Consider the following 16,688-nt stretch of genomic DNA (forward strand, 5'->3'; position numbering starts at 1 on the left):
TTTGGAGGGATGCCGTTCGGAATCCCGGGATCAGCTCCGCACGGACGGTCCGCCCGCGGCGTCGCCGGCGCGGAAGATGATCGGGCGGTAGACCCTGAGCAGGTCGGGATCGAGCTGGCCGGCCTGGGCCTGCATGATCGCGGCGGCCTCGGCGGCGGGCAGCGGCGGGCGGTAGACCCGGCGCTCGGTCAGGGCCGAGTGGACGTCGCAGATCGCCACGAGCCGCACGAGATCGCTGATCCGCGCGCCCTTCAGGCCTTCGGGATAGCCGGACCCGTCGAGGCGCTCGTGGTGGTAGCGCACCACGTCGAGGATTTCGGGCTCGAAAGCGCCCTCCTGGGCCAGCAGGTCGGCGCCGAGCGCGGCATGCGTGCGCATCACCCTCATCTCGTCGGGCGTGAGGGGGCCCGGCTTGCTGAGGATGGCATGGGGGATCAGCGCCTTGCCGACATCGTGCAACAGCGCGGCCTTGGCGAGCCGCTGCCGGTCGCCCCGGGAGAAGCCGAGTTCGGCGGCGAAGGCGGCCGCGAAGCCCGCGACGCTCAAGGAGTGCTGGTAGACCTGGATGTCGTGGCGCCAGACGAGGTCGAGCCAGGTGCGGATGCCGACCTCGGAGACCGTGTCGAGCACGATCCGCGTGCCTTCCTCGGCCTCCTCGGGGCTCGGGGGCCGGCCGGTCGCCGCCTTGTCGAACAGGCGGGTGACGAGGGTGGTGGCCCGCTCCACCCGCAGTTCGGGGCTTACGCCGCCCGGTTTCCGCGCCTTGTCGGATGAGCCTCCCCTCGCCTTTCCTTCCGCGACGAGGCGGATGAGCGTCGGGACGATGCCGGCGGACTGGCGCGGATCGATCACCGTCGGCGTGCCGAGCAGACGCACGGCCGCCGTGTCTTGGACGGCATTGCCGCGGGCGAGATAGAGACACGGCAGCCCGCTCTCGCGAATGCGCTCGGCGAGCCACATGATCCAGGCACTTCCCCGATCGGCCGCGAGATCGGTGGCGAGATCGACGACGAAGGCGATCGGCCGGTCGGCGGGCAGGGCCGCACCGGGCTCGACGACCCGGCAGGGCAGAACCAGGGCGATGCCGCGGGCAAGGCGCTCCGCCCGCTCGCGGCGGTCCGAGACGAGGACGACGACGTCCTCGCGTTGCACTCCCTGACGCTCGTGTCGGTCCCGAGGTTCCTGCATCGGTCATCCGTGGCCGCGAGGCCAGTGGCGGACTCGAAGCGTATCTTGGCCGCTTACATCAAAAGCGTTGAGAAATGCTTCGCACCATCTTGATGGTACAACCCTGACGTATTCGCACGGTGCCATGCTTCGCCACCGGGGCGATGCCGCCGAGCCTCCGTTCACTCCGCAGCGATTTCGGTGGCGGGTCAGGGAATCACGCTTGCAGGACGCGTGCCGAGCCCGAGCACAAGGGTCGTCAGGCCCGCGCCATGAGGTCGCTACTTAAGGTTGCTCGGGTTCTCGGCGTGATCCCCGGCCCCGGTCACGGGTCCGTTGTCCTTCCGGAGGCGGCGTGGCGGGTGTTTCGTGACAGACGCCTCGGCCGCGCGACTTCGGCACCCTGATGCCCCCATTCGTCGCGCGGAGCCCGGATCATTCGGCGGCCACCCCTCCGCGGCCGAGACCGGCGGCGTTGGCGGGCGGACCTGGGCGATACGCGTCGTCCTCTTCCTCCGGCTCGTCCGCCCCGCCGACGAAGCGGCCGAACAGGCGCACGAACAGCCGCGACAGATCGTCGACGAGGAGGAAGATCGCCGGCACGAAGACGAGCGATAGGCCCGTCGAGACGATCAGCCCGCCGATCACCGCTACCGCCATCGGTGCGCGGAACTCGCCGCCGATCCCGAGCGCGAGGGCCGACGGCACCATGCCGGCGGCCATGGCGATGGTGGTCATCACGATGGGGCGCGCCCGCTTGCGCCCGGCATCGACGATGGCGGTGACGCGATCGACGCCGCGGGCCATCTCCTCGATGGCGAAATCGACCAGCATGATCGCGTTCTTCGTCACTACGCCCATCAGCATCAGGATGCCGATCACCACCGGCATCGAGATCGGCATGTGGAAGACGAGCAGCCCCAGGATCGCCCCGCCGATGGAGAGCGGCAGCGAGAACAGGATGGTGAGCGGCTGGAGGAAGTTGCCGAACAGCAGCACGAGGACGCCGAACACCATCATCAGCCCGGCGCCCATGGCCAGCGCGAAGCCCTCGAACACCTCGCCCATCACCTCGGCGTCCGCCGGTCTGGCGGATGGTGACGCCCTCGGGCAGGTTCGTGGCGGCGGGCAGGGCCATCACCTGCTCGATGATCGAGCCGAGCGCGTCCGAGCCCTGGAGATCGCCCTCGACGGCGACGCGCACGGTGCGGTCGTAGCGGTCGATGGCGGTGGGGCCGCGCCCCAGCGTCAGGTCGGCCACGGTGGCGAGCGGCACCGCCGCGCCGGCCTTCACCGGCACCTTCAGGCTGGCGATCTCGGGCAATTGCCCGCGCAGCCGCTCGGGCAGCATCACCCGGATCGGGACCTGCCGGTCCTTGGCGTTGAACTTGGCGAGGTTGGCGGCGATGTCGCCGATGGTGCCCACCCGCACCGTCTCGGCGATGACGTCGGTCGAGACGCCGAGATCGGCGGCGACGCCCGGTTTCGGGGTGATGCGGATCTCGGTGCGGTCCAGCGGCGCGGTCGAGATCACGTTGACGAGGTGGGGCACGCCCGCGGCCTCGCGCTGGAGGCGGGCGGCCACATCAGCGACCACGGCCTTGTCGGGGCCCGAGACGATCAGCGCGAATTCCCGCTGCCCGCCCTCCTGCAGCGACCAGAAGCGGATGTCGGGGACCTGACGCAGGACGCTCGAGATCTTGAGATCGACCTGCTTCTGGGTCAGGGCGCGGTCGCTCTTCGGGGTGAGGTTCACGGTGAGGCTCGCCAGCCGCACCTCCTTCTTGCCGGGCAACTGGCGCCCGCCATCGACGAAGACGGAGCGGACCTCGGGCATCCGGCGGAGGGTCTCGACGAGGCCGTCGGAGAGGCGCTGGGTGTCGTCGAGCCGGGCACCGGGGGGCAGTTCGACCACGAACATCGTGCGCGCCGCGTCCTCCGCCGGGATGAAGCCCGCGGGCAGCAGCCGGGTCGAGGCGATCGAGCCGGCAAAGCAGGCGAGGCCGAGGATCAGCGTCAGGTATTTGTGCCGCACCGACCACGCGACGAGGCGGGTATAGGCCCGCATCACCAGACCCTCGCGTTCGTGGTCCGGGCCGTGATCGCGCAGGAAGTAGGCGGCCAGCAGCGGCGTGATGAGGCGCGCGACGAGCAGCGACACGAACACGGCCGCCGCGATGGTGAGCCCGAACTGCTTGAAGTACTGGCCGGCGATGCCGGGCATGAAGGAAACGGGGGCGAAGATCGCGATGATGGTCGCGGTGATGGCGATGACCGCAAGCCCGATCTCGTCGGCGGCTTCGAGCGCCGCGCGGTAGGCGGATTTGCCCATCCGCATGTGGCGGACGATGTTCTCGATCTCGACGATGGCGTCATCGACGAGGATGCCGGTCACCAGCGTGATCGCGAGCAGGCTGACCGCGTTGAGCGAGAAGCCGAGGGCACTCATCACCCAGAAGGTCGGCAGCACCGAGAGTGGCAGCGCCACCGCCGCGATCAGGGTGGCGCGCCAATCCCTCAGGAACAGGAACACCACGATCACGGCCAGGGCAGCGCCCTCCAGCAGGCCCATCATCGCCGAGTGGTAGTTGCCGATGGTGTTGATGACGCTGGTGTCGATCAGGTCGAAGCGCACGCCCGGATTCTCGGCGTGCAGATCCTCGATGCGCTTGGCCACGGCGACCGCGACTTCGGCGTCGCTCGCTCCCATCGCCCGGGAGATGGCAAAGCCCACCACCGGCTCGCCGTTGAAGCGGGCGAAGGTGCGCGGCTCCTCGGCCGCGTCCATCAGGCTCGCTAACTCGTCGAGGCGGACCTTGCGCCCGCCCGGCACGACGATGGAGGTGGCCCCCAGCGTCTCCAGGCTCGCCGAGGCGCCGAGCGTGCGGATCGACTGCTCGCCGCCCGCGAGTTCGCCGCGCCCGCCCGCCATGTCGGCGGAGGTGAGGCGCAATTGCCGGTTCACGTCGGCCGCGGTGATGCCGAGCGCGAGCAGGCGGTCGGGCTTCAGGGTCACGCGGATCTCGCGGGCCACGCCGCCGAGGCGCTCGACGCCGCCCACCCCCTTCACCCCCTGGAGCTGGCGCGCCACCACGTCGTCGACGAACCACGACAGGTCTTCGGGCGTCATCGCCGGGGCGGACGCGCCGTAGATCATGATCGGCAGGCCGGCGATCTCGACGCGGCTGATGATCGGCTCGTCGATGGTGCGCGGCAGGTTGATGCGGATCTTCGAGATCGCGTCCTTCACGTCGTTGACGGCGCGGTCCTGGTTCACCTCCAGGCGGAACTCGATCGTGGTGATCGAGGCGCCCTCCGAGATGGTCGAGAGGATGTGCTTGACCCCCTTCACCCCGGCCACCGAATCCTCGACCCATTTCGTGACCTGGGTCTGCAACTCGGACGGGGCGGCGCCGCTCTGCGTGACCGTCACCGAGACGATCGGGATGTCGATATTGGGAAACCGGGTGATCGGCAGGGCGCGGAAGCTGACGAGGCCGAGCACCATCAGCACGAGGAACAGGACGAGGGAGGGGATCGGCTTGCGGATCGCCCAGGCCGAGACGTTGAGGCGCATGCGATGATCCTCAGCGGGCCGCGGCCGCCCGGGCCGTCGGCGGGACGGGCCGCACCCGGTCGCCGTCGCGCAGGAACGAGCCGGCGCGGGCGACCACCGCCTCCCCCGCCGCGATGCCGGAGCGCAGTTCGGTGAAGCCCTCGGCCGAGAGGCCGGTCTCGACCCGGCGGGCGGAGACGCGGCCGTCGGCAACAGCGAGGACGCTCGCCGAGCCGTCCGCGGCGTAGAGCACGGCGGCGAGCGGCACCGCCACGCCCTCGCGCCGGGCCACCTCGACCCGGCCGCGGGCGAAGGCGCCGATATGCAGCGCCGGGTCGGCGTCCAGGCGGATGCGGACCCGGCCGAGGCGCGTCGCCCGATCGACCTCGGGATAGACCCTCCGCACGGCGCCGGGCGTCACGCGCCCATCCTCCCATTCGAGCCGCGCCGGGGCGTCGGCCTTGAGCCGCGGCAGGGCGGATTCCGGCACCTCGCCCTCCAGCTCGATCTCGCCGCGGGCGATCAGGCGGAACAGCGGCTCGCCGACCGCGCTCGCGGTGGCGCCGACCCGGGCCGTGCGGCGGCTGACGATCCCGGCCTCCGGCGCGCGGATCTCGGTGCGGGCCCGGCGTAGGCGGATCTCGCGCCCCTGCGCCCGTGCGGCGGCCAGATCCGCCTCGGCCAGCGCCAGCCCGGCTCGCGCCGCCTCGAGCCGGCCGTCGGCGCCCTGCGCCGCCGAGACCCGCTGTTCCAGGGTGACGGCGGTGGCGTTGCCGGTCCGCACCAGCGCCTGCGCCCGTTCCAGGGCTTGGCGCGCCTCGGTCTGGGCCGCCTGCACCTGGACGATCTGGCTCTTCGCCTGGAGGATCGCCGCCTCCGCCTTCGCGGTGGCTGCGAGGTTGGCGGCCTCCTGAGTCTCGATCATCTCCAGCGAGAGCCGCGCCAGCACCGCGCCGCGTTCGACCCGGTCGCCCTCCTCGACGAGCAGCGCGACGATGCGCAGGCCCTCGACCTCGGGGGCGACGAGGATCTCGTCGCGGGGGACCAGCGTCCCGGTCACGACCGCCCGCTCGACGATCTCCCGGCGCTCGGCCGGGACCACGCTCACCGCGGGCAGGAGCGTAGCGGGATCGGGCACCCCGGCCGCGGGCGGCGTCTCGGCGGCGCGGGCCGGCGGGGTCGCGACGAGGAGGGCGGCGAGGCACGCCGCAGCGGGACGGAAGGGCAAACGGGCCGGCATCGCGAATCGCCTCATGGGGCGCGCCGATGCGCCGCAGCCTGCTTTCCGCGACGCAACCGGCGATTTCGTGGCGAATGGGGTAGCAAACCCATCCCCGGTCGAAGCCTGTGCGCGTTGCCGCAGGCGAATGAGATCGGCGGCCCGTCCCCGGGATCCGTCGGTCCCGAGACGCGGCGGACGCCTCCTCGCTTCGCTCAAGGTTTCGTCGGAGCGTTCGTGTGCAACCGGGACGGCTGCGCCGGGTTACCCCGTCAAGAGATTCACGACGACGGACGGTTCACGATTGAGCATCTTCCAGATCCGGCAGAAGACGAGCGGCGCGATCCTTTGGACCGGCAGTGCCGAGGACGAGCGCACCGCCCTCGACGCCATGGCCCGCGAGGCCGGCTATGCCGATTCCTCCGCCCTCCCCGACAGTGTGCGGGCGGCGGGCTTCGAGGCGGCGAGACTCGACCTGATCTCCTGAGATCCGTCCGGCATCCCCGACATCATCCGCGACCAGGGGCGTCCGCCATGCGGGCGCCCCTTTCGATTCGGACATCGCAGCACAGCGGCCCAATGGAACCCGTCTCAGGCGCAGCAGCCACCCTGCGCGGACATTTGCGTCGCCGCCCCCGGCCCGGATCGATCCGGGACCCGCTCCGCCGGTGGCTCCAGGCGGCGGGCCTGCAGCCGGTCGCGGCCATGGGCCTTGGCCTCGTAGAGCGCCGTGTCGGCGAGCGCCATCAGGGTGTCGAGCCCGGCCGGGCCGCCGCTGAACAGGACGGCGCCGAGGCTGACCGTGGCGCCGGTGGGCAGGCCCCGGCCGCTCTCGCGGGCCATGCGGTCACGGATCGCCGCGCCGAGCACGGATGCCGCCGCCTCGTCGAGGCCGGGCACCAGGATCACGAACTCGTCCCCGCCGAGCCGTGCCAGGATCGCGTGGCGCGGCAGGCAGGCCTCCAGCACGCCGGTGAGCGCCACGAGGATGCGGTCGCCGATGGCGTGGCCGAAGCTGTCGTTGACCGTCTTGAACCGGTCCACGTCGAGCAGCAGCAGGGCGCCGGCCTGGCGCCCGGCGGCCATGTCCCGCAACGCCTCCGCGGCGCGACTCTCGAAGGCGCGGCGGTTGAAGGCGCCGGTGAGGGGATCGCGCTCGGCGAGCGCCGTCATCGCTTCCTCCCGGCGGCGGCGCACCGCGGCGGCCATCAGCAGCGCGAGCAGCATCTCGACGAGGATGCCCTCGAACAGCGAGACCTGGATCAGCACGCCCTTGAAGCCGACGAGGCTGACGAAGGCGCCGGGCACGGGCACGAGCAGCGCCTTGACGGCGTAGAAGGTGCCGTGGGCGAGGAAGACGGCGCCGAGCGCGTCGGAGGCGGCGGTGCGCTCCGGGAAGGGCGTGCCGGCCCGCGACAGCAGGAGATGGGCGGCCCGCAGGGCGGCAAGGGCGACGAGGCCGGAATTGGTCATCGCGAAGGCCGGGGTCGGGTCGATCCCCGCCGGCAGGAGCAGGAGCCCGGCCCAAGCCAGCAGCAGGCCCCACCAGAGCGGTGCGATCCGGCGCCCGGTGAAGCGGGCCGTGCCGAAGAGGAACAGGAGGTGGGCGACGACGAGCAGGCCGTTGGCGAACCAGACCCCGACGAGGAAGGAGGCGGCGCGGACCGGCGAGAGCGCGCAGCCGAGGACGATCGTGGCGAAGCCCGCGCTCCACAGCAGCAGCGCGGGATTGCGCAGGATCCGCCACTCGACGGCCAGGAAGCCCGCAGCGGCGGCGGCCGCGGCAAGGCTCATGACCAGCATGGTGACCACATCCATGGCTATCTCGAACCCGCGCAACGGTGAGGTGACGCGCTTCGATAGCAACAGCCGTTGAACAAAGCGTTCCCCGGCTTGACGTTTCGGCCCATCGCCCCAGCCACACCCTTCCGGACGACGCTAGGCTGTTGTTTTCACGCCGCCTTTTACCGAGAGCCGGATGTCCGCTTTCGGGGCCGGTCAGTTCGCGTGGCTGACCCGCATGCGGTAGGCCCCGTCGGCGCTGCGCTCGAACACCTCACTGATGCCGGCATGGCGCAGGGCCTCGCCGGAGGTGTCGGGCACGAGGTTCTGCTCGGAGACATAGGCGACGTACTCGCTGTCCGCATTCTCGGCGAGCAGGTGGTAGAAGGGCTGGTCCTTGCGCGGCCGGACGTCCTCCGGAATCGCGAGCCACCATTCCTCGGTGTTGGCGAATTCCGGGTCCACGTCGAACACGACGCCCCGGAACGGGTAGATCCGATGCCGGACCACCGCCCCGAGGCCGAATTTGGCGGTTCTCATGCTGGTCTGGGTCATGACCGATAGATAGGCCTCGCGGCCCTTCCGTTCCAACGCAAGGCCACCATTCGCGACGATCAGGGCAGATTGTAGACCTTGGCGAGATCCGGATCCTTCTCGGCCACGAGCCGCGCAAGATCGACGATGACCTTGGCCTGCTTCCAGGTGGCGTCGTCCTGCATCTTGCCGTCGATCATCACCGCGCCGGTGCCGTCGGGCATCGCCTCGACGATGCGGGAGGCGAAGTTCACCTCGGCCGGATCGGGGGCGAACACGGTCTTGGCCAGCGCGACCTGGCTCGGATGCAGGGTCCAGGCGCCGGCGCAGCCCATCAGGAAGGCGTTGCGGAACTGCACCTCGCAGGCGGCCGAGTCGGAGAAGTCGCCAAACGGGCCGTAGAACGCCTTGATGCCGTTGGCCATGCAGGCATCGACCATCTTGGCGATGGTGTAGTGCCACAGGTCCTGCTGGGCGGACGCCCGCTCCGCATCGCCCTTGGGATCGGACAGGACGCGGTAATCCGGGTGACCGCCGCCGACGCGGGTGGTCTTCATGCCGCGGGACGCCGCGAGATCGGCGGGCCCGAGGCTCATGCCGTGCATGCGCGGCGAGGCGGAGGCGATGGCGTCGACGTTGGCCACGCCTTCCGCGGTCTCGAGGATGGCGTGGACGAGGATCGGCTTGGTCACGCCGTGGCGCGCCTCGAGCTGGGCCAGCAACTGGTCGATGTAGTGGATGTCCCAGGGGCCCTCGACTTTGGGCACCATCACCACGTCGAGCTTCGCGCCGACCTCGGCGACGATGGTGAACAGGTCGTCGAGGATCCAGGGTGAGTTCAGGGCATTGATGCGCGTCCACAGGCCGGTGCCGGAGGCCGCGAAATCGGTGGCGCGGGCCATCTCGACGAAGCCCTTGCGCGCCGCCTCCTTCTGGTCGGCGGGGACCGCGTCCTCCAGGTTGCCGAGCACCACATCGACCGTCTTGGCGAGTTCGGGCACGCGGGCGCGGACCTTCTCGTTGTGCGGCGGCACGAAGTGGATCATCCGCTCGAGCTTGATCGGCAGTTCGCGGAACGGCTCGGGCGCACCCGCAGCGAGGGGCTGGAAGAAGCGGCGCGGCAGTTTCATCGGCTCTCGGTCTCCGGCTGCGCGAAGGGCCGTGGCGTCGGCCCTCCGCTTATGCCCTTGGCGTTAGAGCACGGCGCCCCCCGGCGTAAAGCCGACCTTGGTCCTGTGATCGGACCAAGAGACGCGCGATCCCCGATCCGGCGGATCGTGCGCCCGCGCACGGCACGGACCCGCTCCCGCATGGCGATCCACCCGTAGAATATCCGAAAGCGAAGATTGCGCGGTGAGCCAAATCGTCCGACACTTCCCAAGATTTCAGAAGTCTTCATCAAGGTCTTTCTCGTTTTCGCCGCTTCCGCCCGGATGCCAGGACAGGCGGCAAGGGTGCGCGCGGGACGAGCGAAACGGCAAAGCTTGCCCGGCGCAGCATTCGGCGCCGGGCAGTCGGGACGGAACGGACCGCCGCGCCCCGTGTTTTCCGGCCGAGGCGGGCTGTCGAACATCGTCGGGAGACGTACGTCGATGCCAAAACTGTTCAACGAACCGATCATGCGGACTTTTCCGTCCGGCCCACGCGGGGGCGGGGTCCTGGCCGGCGTGCTGCTCGCGCTCGCGCTGTCGCAGGGGGCGATGGCCGGACCGGCGAAGAAGCCCGCCGACGCGCGGCCGGACTACACCGCCGCCCAGGCCGCGACCGCGCAGCCCGAGGGCCTGCCGGCCTCGGTGCGGATCGCGGGCGACGACACGCGTGCGTTCCAGTCCCTGATCGACGGGGCGCCCCGCGCCTCCGATCCCTGGCTGGTGCTCTCCGGCGGCGGCGAGAACGGCGCGTTTGCCGCCGGCCTGCTGGCGGGCTGGTCGGAGCGCGGCGACCGCCCCGAGTTCGGCGTCGTCACCGGCGTCTCGACCGGCGCGCTGATCGCCCCCTTCGCCTTCGCGGCGCCGACGCTCGGCGAGAAGGCCGACGCGGCCCTTCGCGAGAACTACACCGAGATTTCGGCCGCCGACGTGTTCGAGTTCGGCGGCACGCCGGATTCACTCACCGACACGTGGCCGCTCAAGGAGCGGATCGGGCGCGCGGTGACGCCGGCCTTGCTCAAGGCGGTGGCGGCCGAGCACGCCAAGGGCCGCCGTCTGCTGATCGCCACGACGCAGGTGGACAGCGAGCGGCCGGTGCTGTGGGACATGGGCGCGATCGCCCAGCGCAACGCCGAGACCGGTGATCCGCGGGCGCTGGCCCTGTTCCGCTCGATCGTGCTCGCCTCGACGGCGGTGCCCGGCGTCTTCCCGCCGGTGGCGATCCCCGCCGAAGTGAAAGACGGAGCCAAAGCCAAGCCCTTCGCGGAGTTGCACGACGACGGCGGGGCGATGGCCCCGTTCTACCTCGCGCCGGCCGCCGCCCTGGAAGGGGAGGCGCGGCTGCGCCTGCCGACGAACCGGGTCTACCTCGTCGTCAACAACCGGCTCGAACCGGAATTCCAGATGGCCTCGCGCACCACGCTCTCGGTGCTCGGCCGCACCATGTCGGCGGCGATCAAGGCGCAGACCCGCGCGGTGCTCGCGCTCACCAAGGGCTATGCCGCGCGCACCGGCCTGGATCTCAGGATCGCCCTCATCGACGGGCGTTTTGCCAAGACCTCGGAGAAGCCGTTCGACCAGCCCTACATGAAGGCGCTGTTCGCCCACGGCGAGGCCCTGGCCCGCGACGGCAGCGCCTTCGCTCAGGCTCATCCGCCCGCCACGGCCAAAGGGCCGGACCTTGGCCCGGACCTGAACCGGCGCGCGGTAACGGAATCGACCGGCTCCGTCGCAGCCTCGCGCTGAAACGGCGCGGATCGGCGGCGCTCCTTCGGACGGGACGGTCGCGCCCGCAGACGACATCGGACAGGGTTCAGAGGCGGCTCCGCGCGGGCCGCCTCTTCGTGTTTTCAGGGCGCGCCGCCGATCCCTCTTTCTATCCCTCCTCCGCATCGGCCGGGGCGTAGACGGCCTCGCCCAGGCGCTTCAGCGGGCCGCCCGGGCCGGAGCGCTTCCAGAGCCGAGTGTTGAGCGCCGCCACCGGGTCCTGCCCCGGCAGGGAAAATCCCTGCTCGCTGATGCGCGCCAGGATCTCGCTCGCATGCATCGGGCGGCCCGCTTCCTCCAGGACGGCCAGCACCGCCTCGATCACCGCCCGGCCGTAGCGGCGGGCGAGCACCGTCTCCGACAGGCCGGCCTCCCCCTCGACCGGCACGGCAAAGGCCGGCACCGGAGGTCTCTCGGGCGCAGCGGCGGGCGGAGCCGGCGGGGCGGCGGCCGGCGCTCGAGCCGGTTGCGGCGTGGGTTCCGGAATGGGGATGGGGGCGTCCGCTCGTCCATCCGCGGCCGGCGAGGGCTGAGCGGAAGCGGCCGGGCCGCCGAGGCGTCGGCCGAGATCGAGGTAGAGGAGGAGATCGGCGATCTGCCGCTCGATCGCGTCGCGCTGCCGACGCAAAGCCTCCAGCCGCGCCAGAGCCTCGGCTTCCGACAGGACCATGCTGGCATTCCTCACCGTTCATTCCCAACGAGGGGAATTTTTCGGAATGACCGATGCCATGGAATGGAAGGGAATGCGAGTTCTTTCTATTCCAGCCGGCGTGTTCCCTGATCGGAATACGGAATGGAAGGCCACGGTGAACCAGCGCGATGGACGCCTGTTTGAGCGCGGCTTACGGGCCGCCACTCCGCGCGCCGAGGCGCCGAGCCAACGCGCGACCTCGAAGCGGGCCGGAACAGCTCTCTAGGGGAAGACGCGGCGCGGCGTGCTTCGAGGCGGCTGTCGCACCACCTCGGCCAGAGAGGATTTCAGGGTGTCGGAACAGTCGGATCATAGGGCCCCTAAAAGGGAATGAACTGTTCCCTCTCCCAGGGCCGACGGCTTCCTTTGCCCAAGGTCTGGAATATTCCAAGTTACCGAAGCCACCAGGGCAGGCTCATGGAATATTCCGAAGACCAAAACTCCGAAAAATTCTGTCAGGCGCGGGCCGCAGAGGCCGCCGAGCGCGCGGTGCGGGCGGCCTTGGGCGGCACCAGCAGGCTGCCGGGATCGGCCGGGTGGAGCAGCATGCCGCCCTCGTCGAGGTCGATCCGCAGCCGCGGAAACACCTCGAGCAGGCCGGCGAGATCCGCCTTGAAGGATTGGCGGAAGCTGCGCAGGCTGGCGTTCTCGGCGCCGAACTGGCGGTGCAGGTTGTCCCAGGTCAGCCGCAGGGGGCGCTGCAGGGCGCGCAGGCGGTAGCCGGTCCAGAACAGGAGGTCGAGCTTGCGCGCCGAGCCGGAGAAGGCCCGCGCGGCCCGGATATCGACCGGCAGGGCGTGCCGGATCAGGCTGTCGTAGAAATCCTGATGGAACGAGACGGTGCGCTGCCAGACGAGGCCGTCATCGCCGCGTCGCCACAATTCGAGCTGGCGGAAGGGCGGCACGTTAAGGGTCGAGGCCTGCCCCTCCCCGTCCCACAGGCCGAGCTGCATCGAGCAGGCGGCGAGCCGGTTGAGCTGTTCCTTGAAGGCGCCGATGGTGCCGCGCTCGCCGCCGGTGACGGCGAACCCCATCGTTTTCATGAAGCCCGAGAGGCTGTCGGCGACCTCGATGGTCGGGCTGCGCTGGCGCACCGCCTCGGTGCAGAGGTGCAGCAGCACGAGCCGGGCCTTGGGGCCGTAGGGCAGGCCCTGCAGCTCCATCTCGCCGGTGATCGGGTTCTTGAGGCGCCCCGCCGAGAGGCTGAGCGAGTTGCGGCCGTATTCGCGCACGAAGTCGCGGGCGTCGCCGGGATCGCGGTAGGGCAGGCCGCAGAGCGCCAGCACCGAGTGCAGGTGCTGAAGGTTTTCCGGGCCGGTGGGCTCGCTCTCGATCACCTCGCGCACGGCGTCGCGGCGGCGGCGGTCGCGGCCCATGGCCTCGCGGGCCTCGGCCTGCGCCCCCTCCTGGGCCCGGGCGGCGTCACGCTCGCGCTGGCGGAACAGCAGGTGCTCGACGATCGGCGCGAACAGGAACCCGCCCCGCGCCGCCTCCAGCTCCGCCTGCAGATCCGGGTCACGGATCGCGGCGATCTTGGCCTCAAGCCCCGACATCGCCTGCCCTCAAGGCCTCCCGCTGCATGTCACGTCGTGTTCGCCTTCATCCAAGCCTCGGGCTCCGGACGGAATCGTCGGAGGACCCTCAGGGCCGCAACCGATCTGTCACGATTCGGCTCCGCGGAGTCCCGTGGCCTTTCGGAGTTTTCCCGGGAATCCACGCTTGGACGGCCGAGTCCTGCACAGGCGCGTCGTCCTCGGTCGGAGGAGGGGCAGATTCCAGGCACGCAGAGTTCCATACGCCCGTCGGCCGGCCCGAATCCGCCTGCGCAGAGTTCAATACGCCTCCCGACTCCGGACTTGTCCCCGCTCTTCCGCGGCCAAACCGCGTTTTGCACGCTGAATCCAGTACGCGCCCACGCAGAATCCGATGCGACAGGCCCCGTCGGTTGCGCAGAATCCGATGCGGGGCTGCGCAGAGTTCGATGCGGTTCCGCGCAGAGTTCCATGCGCGAAGGGGGCTCAAGCCACGGGGGGATCACGGCTTTTCCGCCTCCCCTATAACTTGCTGAACTGACTCCCTGAGAATCCTTAACAGATAGCTTTCCTAGGGAGGGTGGAGCTGCGTTCGCCAAACCGAACGGAGGCTTTTTCTCTTCTTTTCAAAAGGAATACACGGAATTTTGCACAGGCTGTGCCCCTCCTCTCCCCGATCGAGAGCCCGCGAAGCGGCGCTGCGCGGCAGCGGCGGACGGTCTATGAGCGTGGCTTGGCTGAGGCCGGGCTTTCGGCGGGATGGGGCGAAAGAGCGATGGACGAGGCGCCGATCGACAGGCTGCTGACGCTGATGGCGCGGTTGCGCGATCCGGAACGGGGCTGCGCCTGGGACGTGCAGCAGAGCTATGCCAGCATCGTCCCCTACACGATCGAGGAGGCCTACGAGGTCGCCGACGCGGTCGAGCGCGGCGACCGGGCCGACCTGCGCGACGAACTCGGCGACCTTCTGCTCCAGGTCGTGTTCCAGGCGCGGATCGCCGAGGAGGAGGGCGCCTTCCGTTTCGCTGACGTCGCCGAGGCGATCTGCGCCAAGTTGATCCGGCGTCACCCGCACGTCTTCGACGCGTCCGGAGACTTCCTGCCGCCTGAGCGGCGTCCGACCGACCCGGCGGCGATCAAGGCGGCCTGGGAGACGATCAAGGCGCAGGAGCGCGCGGAGAAGGCGGCGACGGGCAAAACGGAAGCGGCGGGACCATTGGCCGGGGTCTCGCGCGCCCTCCCCGCCCTCGCCCGGGCCGACCGGATCTCGAAGCGGGCGGCCGGCGTCGGCTTCGACTGGCCGGACGCGGCCCAGGTCCTGGCCAAGGTGCGCGAGGAGACCGACGAGGTCGAGGAGAGCTTGGAGAAGGGCGAGCCGGAGGCGGTGTTCGAGGAGATCGGCGACCTGCTGTTCTCGGTCGCCAACCTCGCCCGTCACGCGGGCGTCGATCCGGAGGAGGCCCTGCGGCGCGGCACCCTCAAGTTCGAGCGCCGCTTCGCTGCCATGGCCGCCCGGCTCGCCGCCGAGGGCCACGCCCTGGAGGACACCGCCCTCCCCGCCATGGAAGCGGCCTGGCAGGCGGTAAAGCGCGACGAGAAGACATGAGGTTCGGGGATCCCAAAGGGCCTGAGGCCCTTTGGCGGGTTGTCAGGGCAGTGCCCTGACGTCGGCGGAGCCGTTTCGCAGGGCTCCGCCCTGCACCCGCGAAAGAACTTGTCCTTTCGAAACCTTCGATGAGGGACTCAGCCCTTCGTCCGCGGGTCGCCCTTCTTCGCGGGCTTCGGGTCCGGCGCCTTCGGCTTCAGGCGCTCCACGATCTGCTCCAGGGCGCGCTCGACCGCCGCCTGCTCCGGCGGTGCGGCGCCGTCTTGCGGGCGGTTCGTCCGGTTCGAATCGCGGCTCTTCGGCATGACCGCGAGCCTAGGGCTTGTTGTCACTTGATCCAATCGCAGGCTGCGGCGAGGCAGAGGACGCCTGTGAAGCTGGCGGCGGTCTTCTCGTAGCGGGTGGCCACCGCCCGCCATTCCTTCAGGCGCGCCCAGAGGCGCTCGACGCGGTTGCGGTTGGTGTAGATCCAGTCCGGGCAGCGGGTGGGTGCTTCGTTGCGCTTGGTGGGGACGGCCGGCTTGGCGCCCACGTCGCGGATGTGCTGACGGAAGCCGTGACTGGAGTAGCCGCGGTCGGCCACGACCCACAGCGGCACGCCAGGCAACTGGTCGAGCAACGGCACGGCGTGGGGCAGTTCGTGCGCCTGTCCCGGCGCGAGGCGGAAGGCGACGGCGCGGCCCGCGCCGTCGGCGATCACGCAAGCCTTGGTGCCATACCCGCCACGAGACCGGCCAAGCGCTTCACGACCGTCTCGCTCGGTCGCAGATCCCCCCTTTTGGCCGCACCTGCCGCCTTCTGGTGCGCCCGCATGTTGGTGCCGTCGAGGAACACCATGCCGAGTTGCACGCCGCGCTCCTGCACCAGGGCGAGCAGGCGCTCCCACACCCCGGCGCGCGCCCAGCGGATGAAGATCTGCGCCGCCCGCCACCACGGCCCGAACTCGTCTGGAATGGCGCGCCACTTGGCCCCGTTCTGGTGCCGCCACAGGATGGCCGAGAGCGTGCGTTGCAGGTCCTGCGGCGGGGTCTTCGCCTTCGGCCGGCAGGCATGCACCAGCGGCTCTAGAGCCGCCCACTGCGCGTCGTTCAGCATCAGCCCGCTCCATCCAGAGGACGGAAAACGCTCACACCCCCAAGACGTTCAGGCGACGACAGACCCTAGACAGGGTCACGAGCCGAAGACCACCGGTTGAGCCCGCTCGGATACGCTTTCGGTGCCGTTTTCCTCAGCGAAAAGCCTTTTGCTCCGCTGGGTTAATCTTAACGAGGTGCTCCGGTATCGCCCGTTCTTCGTGCCGCGAACGGCCAATCGATGGCGTGGACGGCGTAGAGGGCCCACCACACCATCACCGGCTGAAGCGCGAGGCGGGGGCCGTGATACCACCACGTGTCGGGGATCGGCGGCACGGCGATGCCCTCGACCGCCTGCTTGATGTTGGCCGGGAACACGCAGACCGCGTAGAGCGCCAGCATGATCCCGGCGACCCGCCGCAGCCGCGGCACGAACAGCGCCAGCGCACCCGCGATCTCGCACAGGCCTGTGCCGATCACCACGAGGCGGGGTGCGGGCACCCAACCCGGCATGATCGGCAGGAAGCGCTCGGTCGCCGCGAGATGGACGATGCCGATGAAGCCGTAGAGGCCGGTCAGGCCGATGCGCAGCCAGCGGCGGTCGTCGCGCATC

14 protein-coding genes and 1 pseudogene are annotated in these 16,688 nt (G+C 70.3%); 4 read left to right on the forward strand and 11 right to left on the reverse strand.

Translation table 11 applies throughout. The features are described from left to right. Window positions 1-30: 30 nt before the first annotated feature. The 3 genes and pseudogenes from M2437_RS13440 to M2437_RS13450 form a co-directional block, all read right to left on the reverse strand. A complete protein-coding gene (locus M2437_RS13440) occupies window positions 31-1,188 on the reverse strand; it encodes an HD-GYP domain-containing protein (RefSeq protein WP_253387696.1) in 1,158 nt (385 codons plus the stop codon). 414 nt (window positions 1,189-1,602) lie between these two features. After that, window positions 1,603-4,744, reverse strand: a pseudogene (locus M2437_RS13445) (efflux RND transporter permease subunit). A 10-nt stretch (window positions 4,745-4,754) separates the two neighbouring features. Then, window positions 4,755-5,963, reverse strand: a complete 1,209-nt coding sequence (locus M2437_RS13450; protein WP_253387698.1) for an efflux RND transporter periplasmic adaptor subunit — start codon at window positions 5,961-5,963, stop codon at window positions 4,755-4,757. Between the two features lie 283 nt (window positions 5,964-6,246). Here M2437_RS13450 and M2437_RS13455 point away from each other — a divergent pair, with 283 nt between their 5' ends. Next, complete coding sequence (locus M2437_RS13455) at window positions 6,247-6,429, forward strand: hypothetical protein (RefSeq protein ID WP_015824096.1); 183 nt, start codon at window positions 6,247-6,249, stop codon at window positions 6,427-6,429. A 104-nt stretch (window positions 6,430-6,533) separates the two neighbouring features. Here M2437_RS13455 and M2437_RS13460 read toward each other — a convergent pair whose 3' ends face one another. The 3 genes from M2437_RS13460 to M2437_RS13470 all read right to left on the reverse strand — a co-directional run bounded on the left by M2437_RS13460 (window position 6,534) and on the right by M2437_RS13470 (window position 9,388). Further along, window positions 6,534-7,760, reverse strand: coding sequence for a GGDEF domain-containing protein (locus M2437_RS13460; RefSeq protein ID WP_253387699.1), 1,227 nt, complete (start codon window positions 7,758-7,760; stop codon window positions 6,534-6,536). Between the two features lie 180 nt (window positions 7,761-7,940). Next, entirely contained in the window at window positions 7,941-8,279 is a 339-nt protein-coding gene (gene hspQ, locus M2437_RS13465; RefSeq protein ID WP_015857330.1) for a heat shock protein HspQ, read from the reverse strand. 59 nt (window positions 8,280-8,338) lie between these two features. Beyond that, complete coding sequence (locus M2437_RS13470) at window positions 8,339-9,388, reverse strand: HpcH/HpaI aldolase/citrate lyase family protein (protein ID WP_003606527.1); 1,050 nt, start codon at window positions 9,386-9,388, stop codon at window positions 8,339-8,341. Window positions 9,389-9,850: 462 nt separating this feature from the next. Here M2437_RS13470 and M2437_RS13475 point away from each other — a divergent pair, with 462 nt between their 5' ends. Continuing rightward, complete coding sequence (locus M2437_RS13475) at window positions 9,851-11,152, forward strand: patatin-like phospholipase family protein (protein WP_253387700.1); 1,302 nt, start codon at window positions 9,851-9,853, stop codon at window positions 11,150-11,152. 130 nt (window positions 11,153-11,282) lie between these two features. Here the strand turns inward: M2437_RS13475 and M2437_RS13480 are convergent, their stop codons facing one another. Next, window positions 11,283-11,843, reverse strand: a complete 561-nt coding sequence (locus M2437_RS13480; RefSeq protein ID WP_253387701.1) for a winged helix-turn-helix domain-containing protein — start codon at window positions 11,841-11,843, stop codon at window positions 11,283-11,285. On the opposite strand from M2437_RS13480, the gene M2437_RS13485 reads away from it, so the two are divergent. Further along, on the forward strand, window positions 11,842-12,090 hold the full coding sequence (locus M2437_RS13485; RefSeq protein WP_253387702.1) for a hypothetical protein: 249 nt from the start codon (window positions 11,842-11,844) through the stop codon (window positions 12,088-12,090). The two genes, M2437_RS13480 and M2437_RS13485, sit on opposite strands and share 2 nt — an antisense overlap. 229 nt (window positions 12,091-12,319) lie before the next feature. Here the strand turns inward: M2437_RS13485 and M2437_RS13490 are convergent, their stop codons facing one another. Continuing rightward, window positions 12,320-13,417: a replication protein RepA gene (locus tag M2437_RS13490; RefSeq protein ID WP_253387703.1), complete on the reverse strand. Its 1,098-nt coding sequence runs from the start codon at window positions 13,415-13,417 to the stop codon at window positions 12,320-12,322. 754 nt (window positions 13,418-14,171) lie between these two features. Between M2437_RS13490 and mazG the strand changes: the two genes are divergently transcribed. Then, window positions 14,172-15,002, forward strand: a complete 831-nt coding sequence (gene mazG / locus M2437_RS13495) for a nucleoside triphosphate pyrophosphohydrolase (RefSeq protein ID WP_253387704.1) — start codon at window positions 14,172-14,174, stop codon at window positions 15,000-15,002. Between the two features lie 137 nt (window positions 15,003-15,139). Here the strand turns inward: mazG and M2437_RS13500 are convergent, their stop codons facing one another. From M2437_RS13500 to M2437_RS13510, 3 genes are all read right to left on the reverse strand, one after another. Continuing rightward, window positions 15,140-15,307, reverse strand: coding sequence for a hypothetical protein (locus tag M2437_RS13500; RefSeq protein WP_253387705.1), 168 nt, complete (start codon window positions 15,305-15,307; stop codon window positions 15,140-15,142). A 23-nt stretch (window positions 15,308-15,330) separates the two neighbouring features. Next, window positions 15,331-16,097 (reverse strand): IS5 family transposase gene (locus M2437_RS13505; RefSeq protein WP_153876776.1). Its coding sequence is split into 2 segments (ribosomal slippage): window positions 15,331-15,782 and window positions 15,782-16,097, totalling 768 coding nucleotides; the frame shifts between segments, so codons are not numbered across the junction. A gap of 167 nt (window positions 16,098-16,264) precedes the next feature. Then, window positions 16,265-16,687, reverse strand: a complete 423-nt coding sequence (locus M2437_RS13510) for a DoxX family protein (protein WP_253387706.1) — start codon at window positions 16,685-16,687, stop codon at window positions 16,265-16,267. Between the last annotated feature and the right edge of the window lies 1 nt (window position 16,688).

This window comes from Methylorubrum pseudosasae (assembly GCF_029504475.1).
In the GTDB taxonomy this organism is placed as follows: Bacteria; Pseudomonadota; Alphaproteobacteria; order Rhizobiales; family Beijerinckiaceae; genus Methylobacterium; species Methylobacterium extorquens.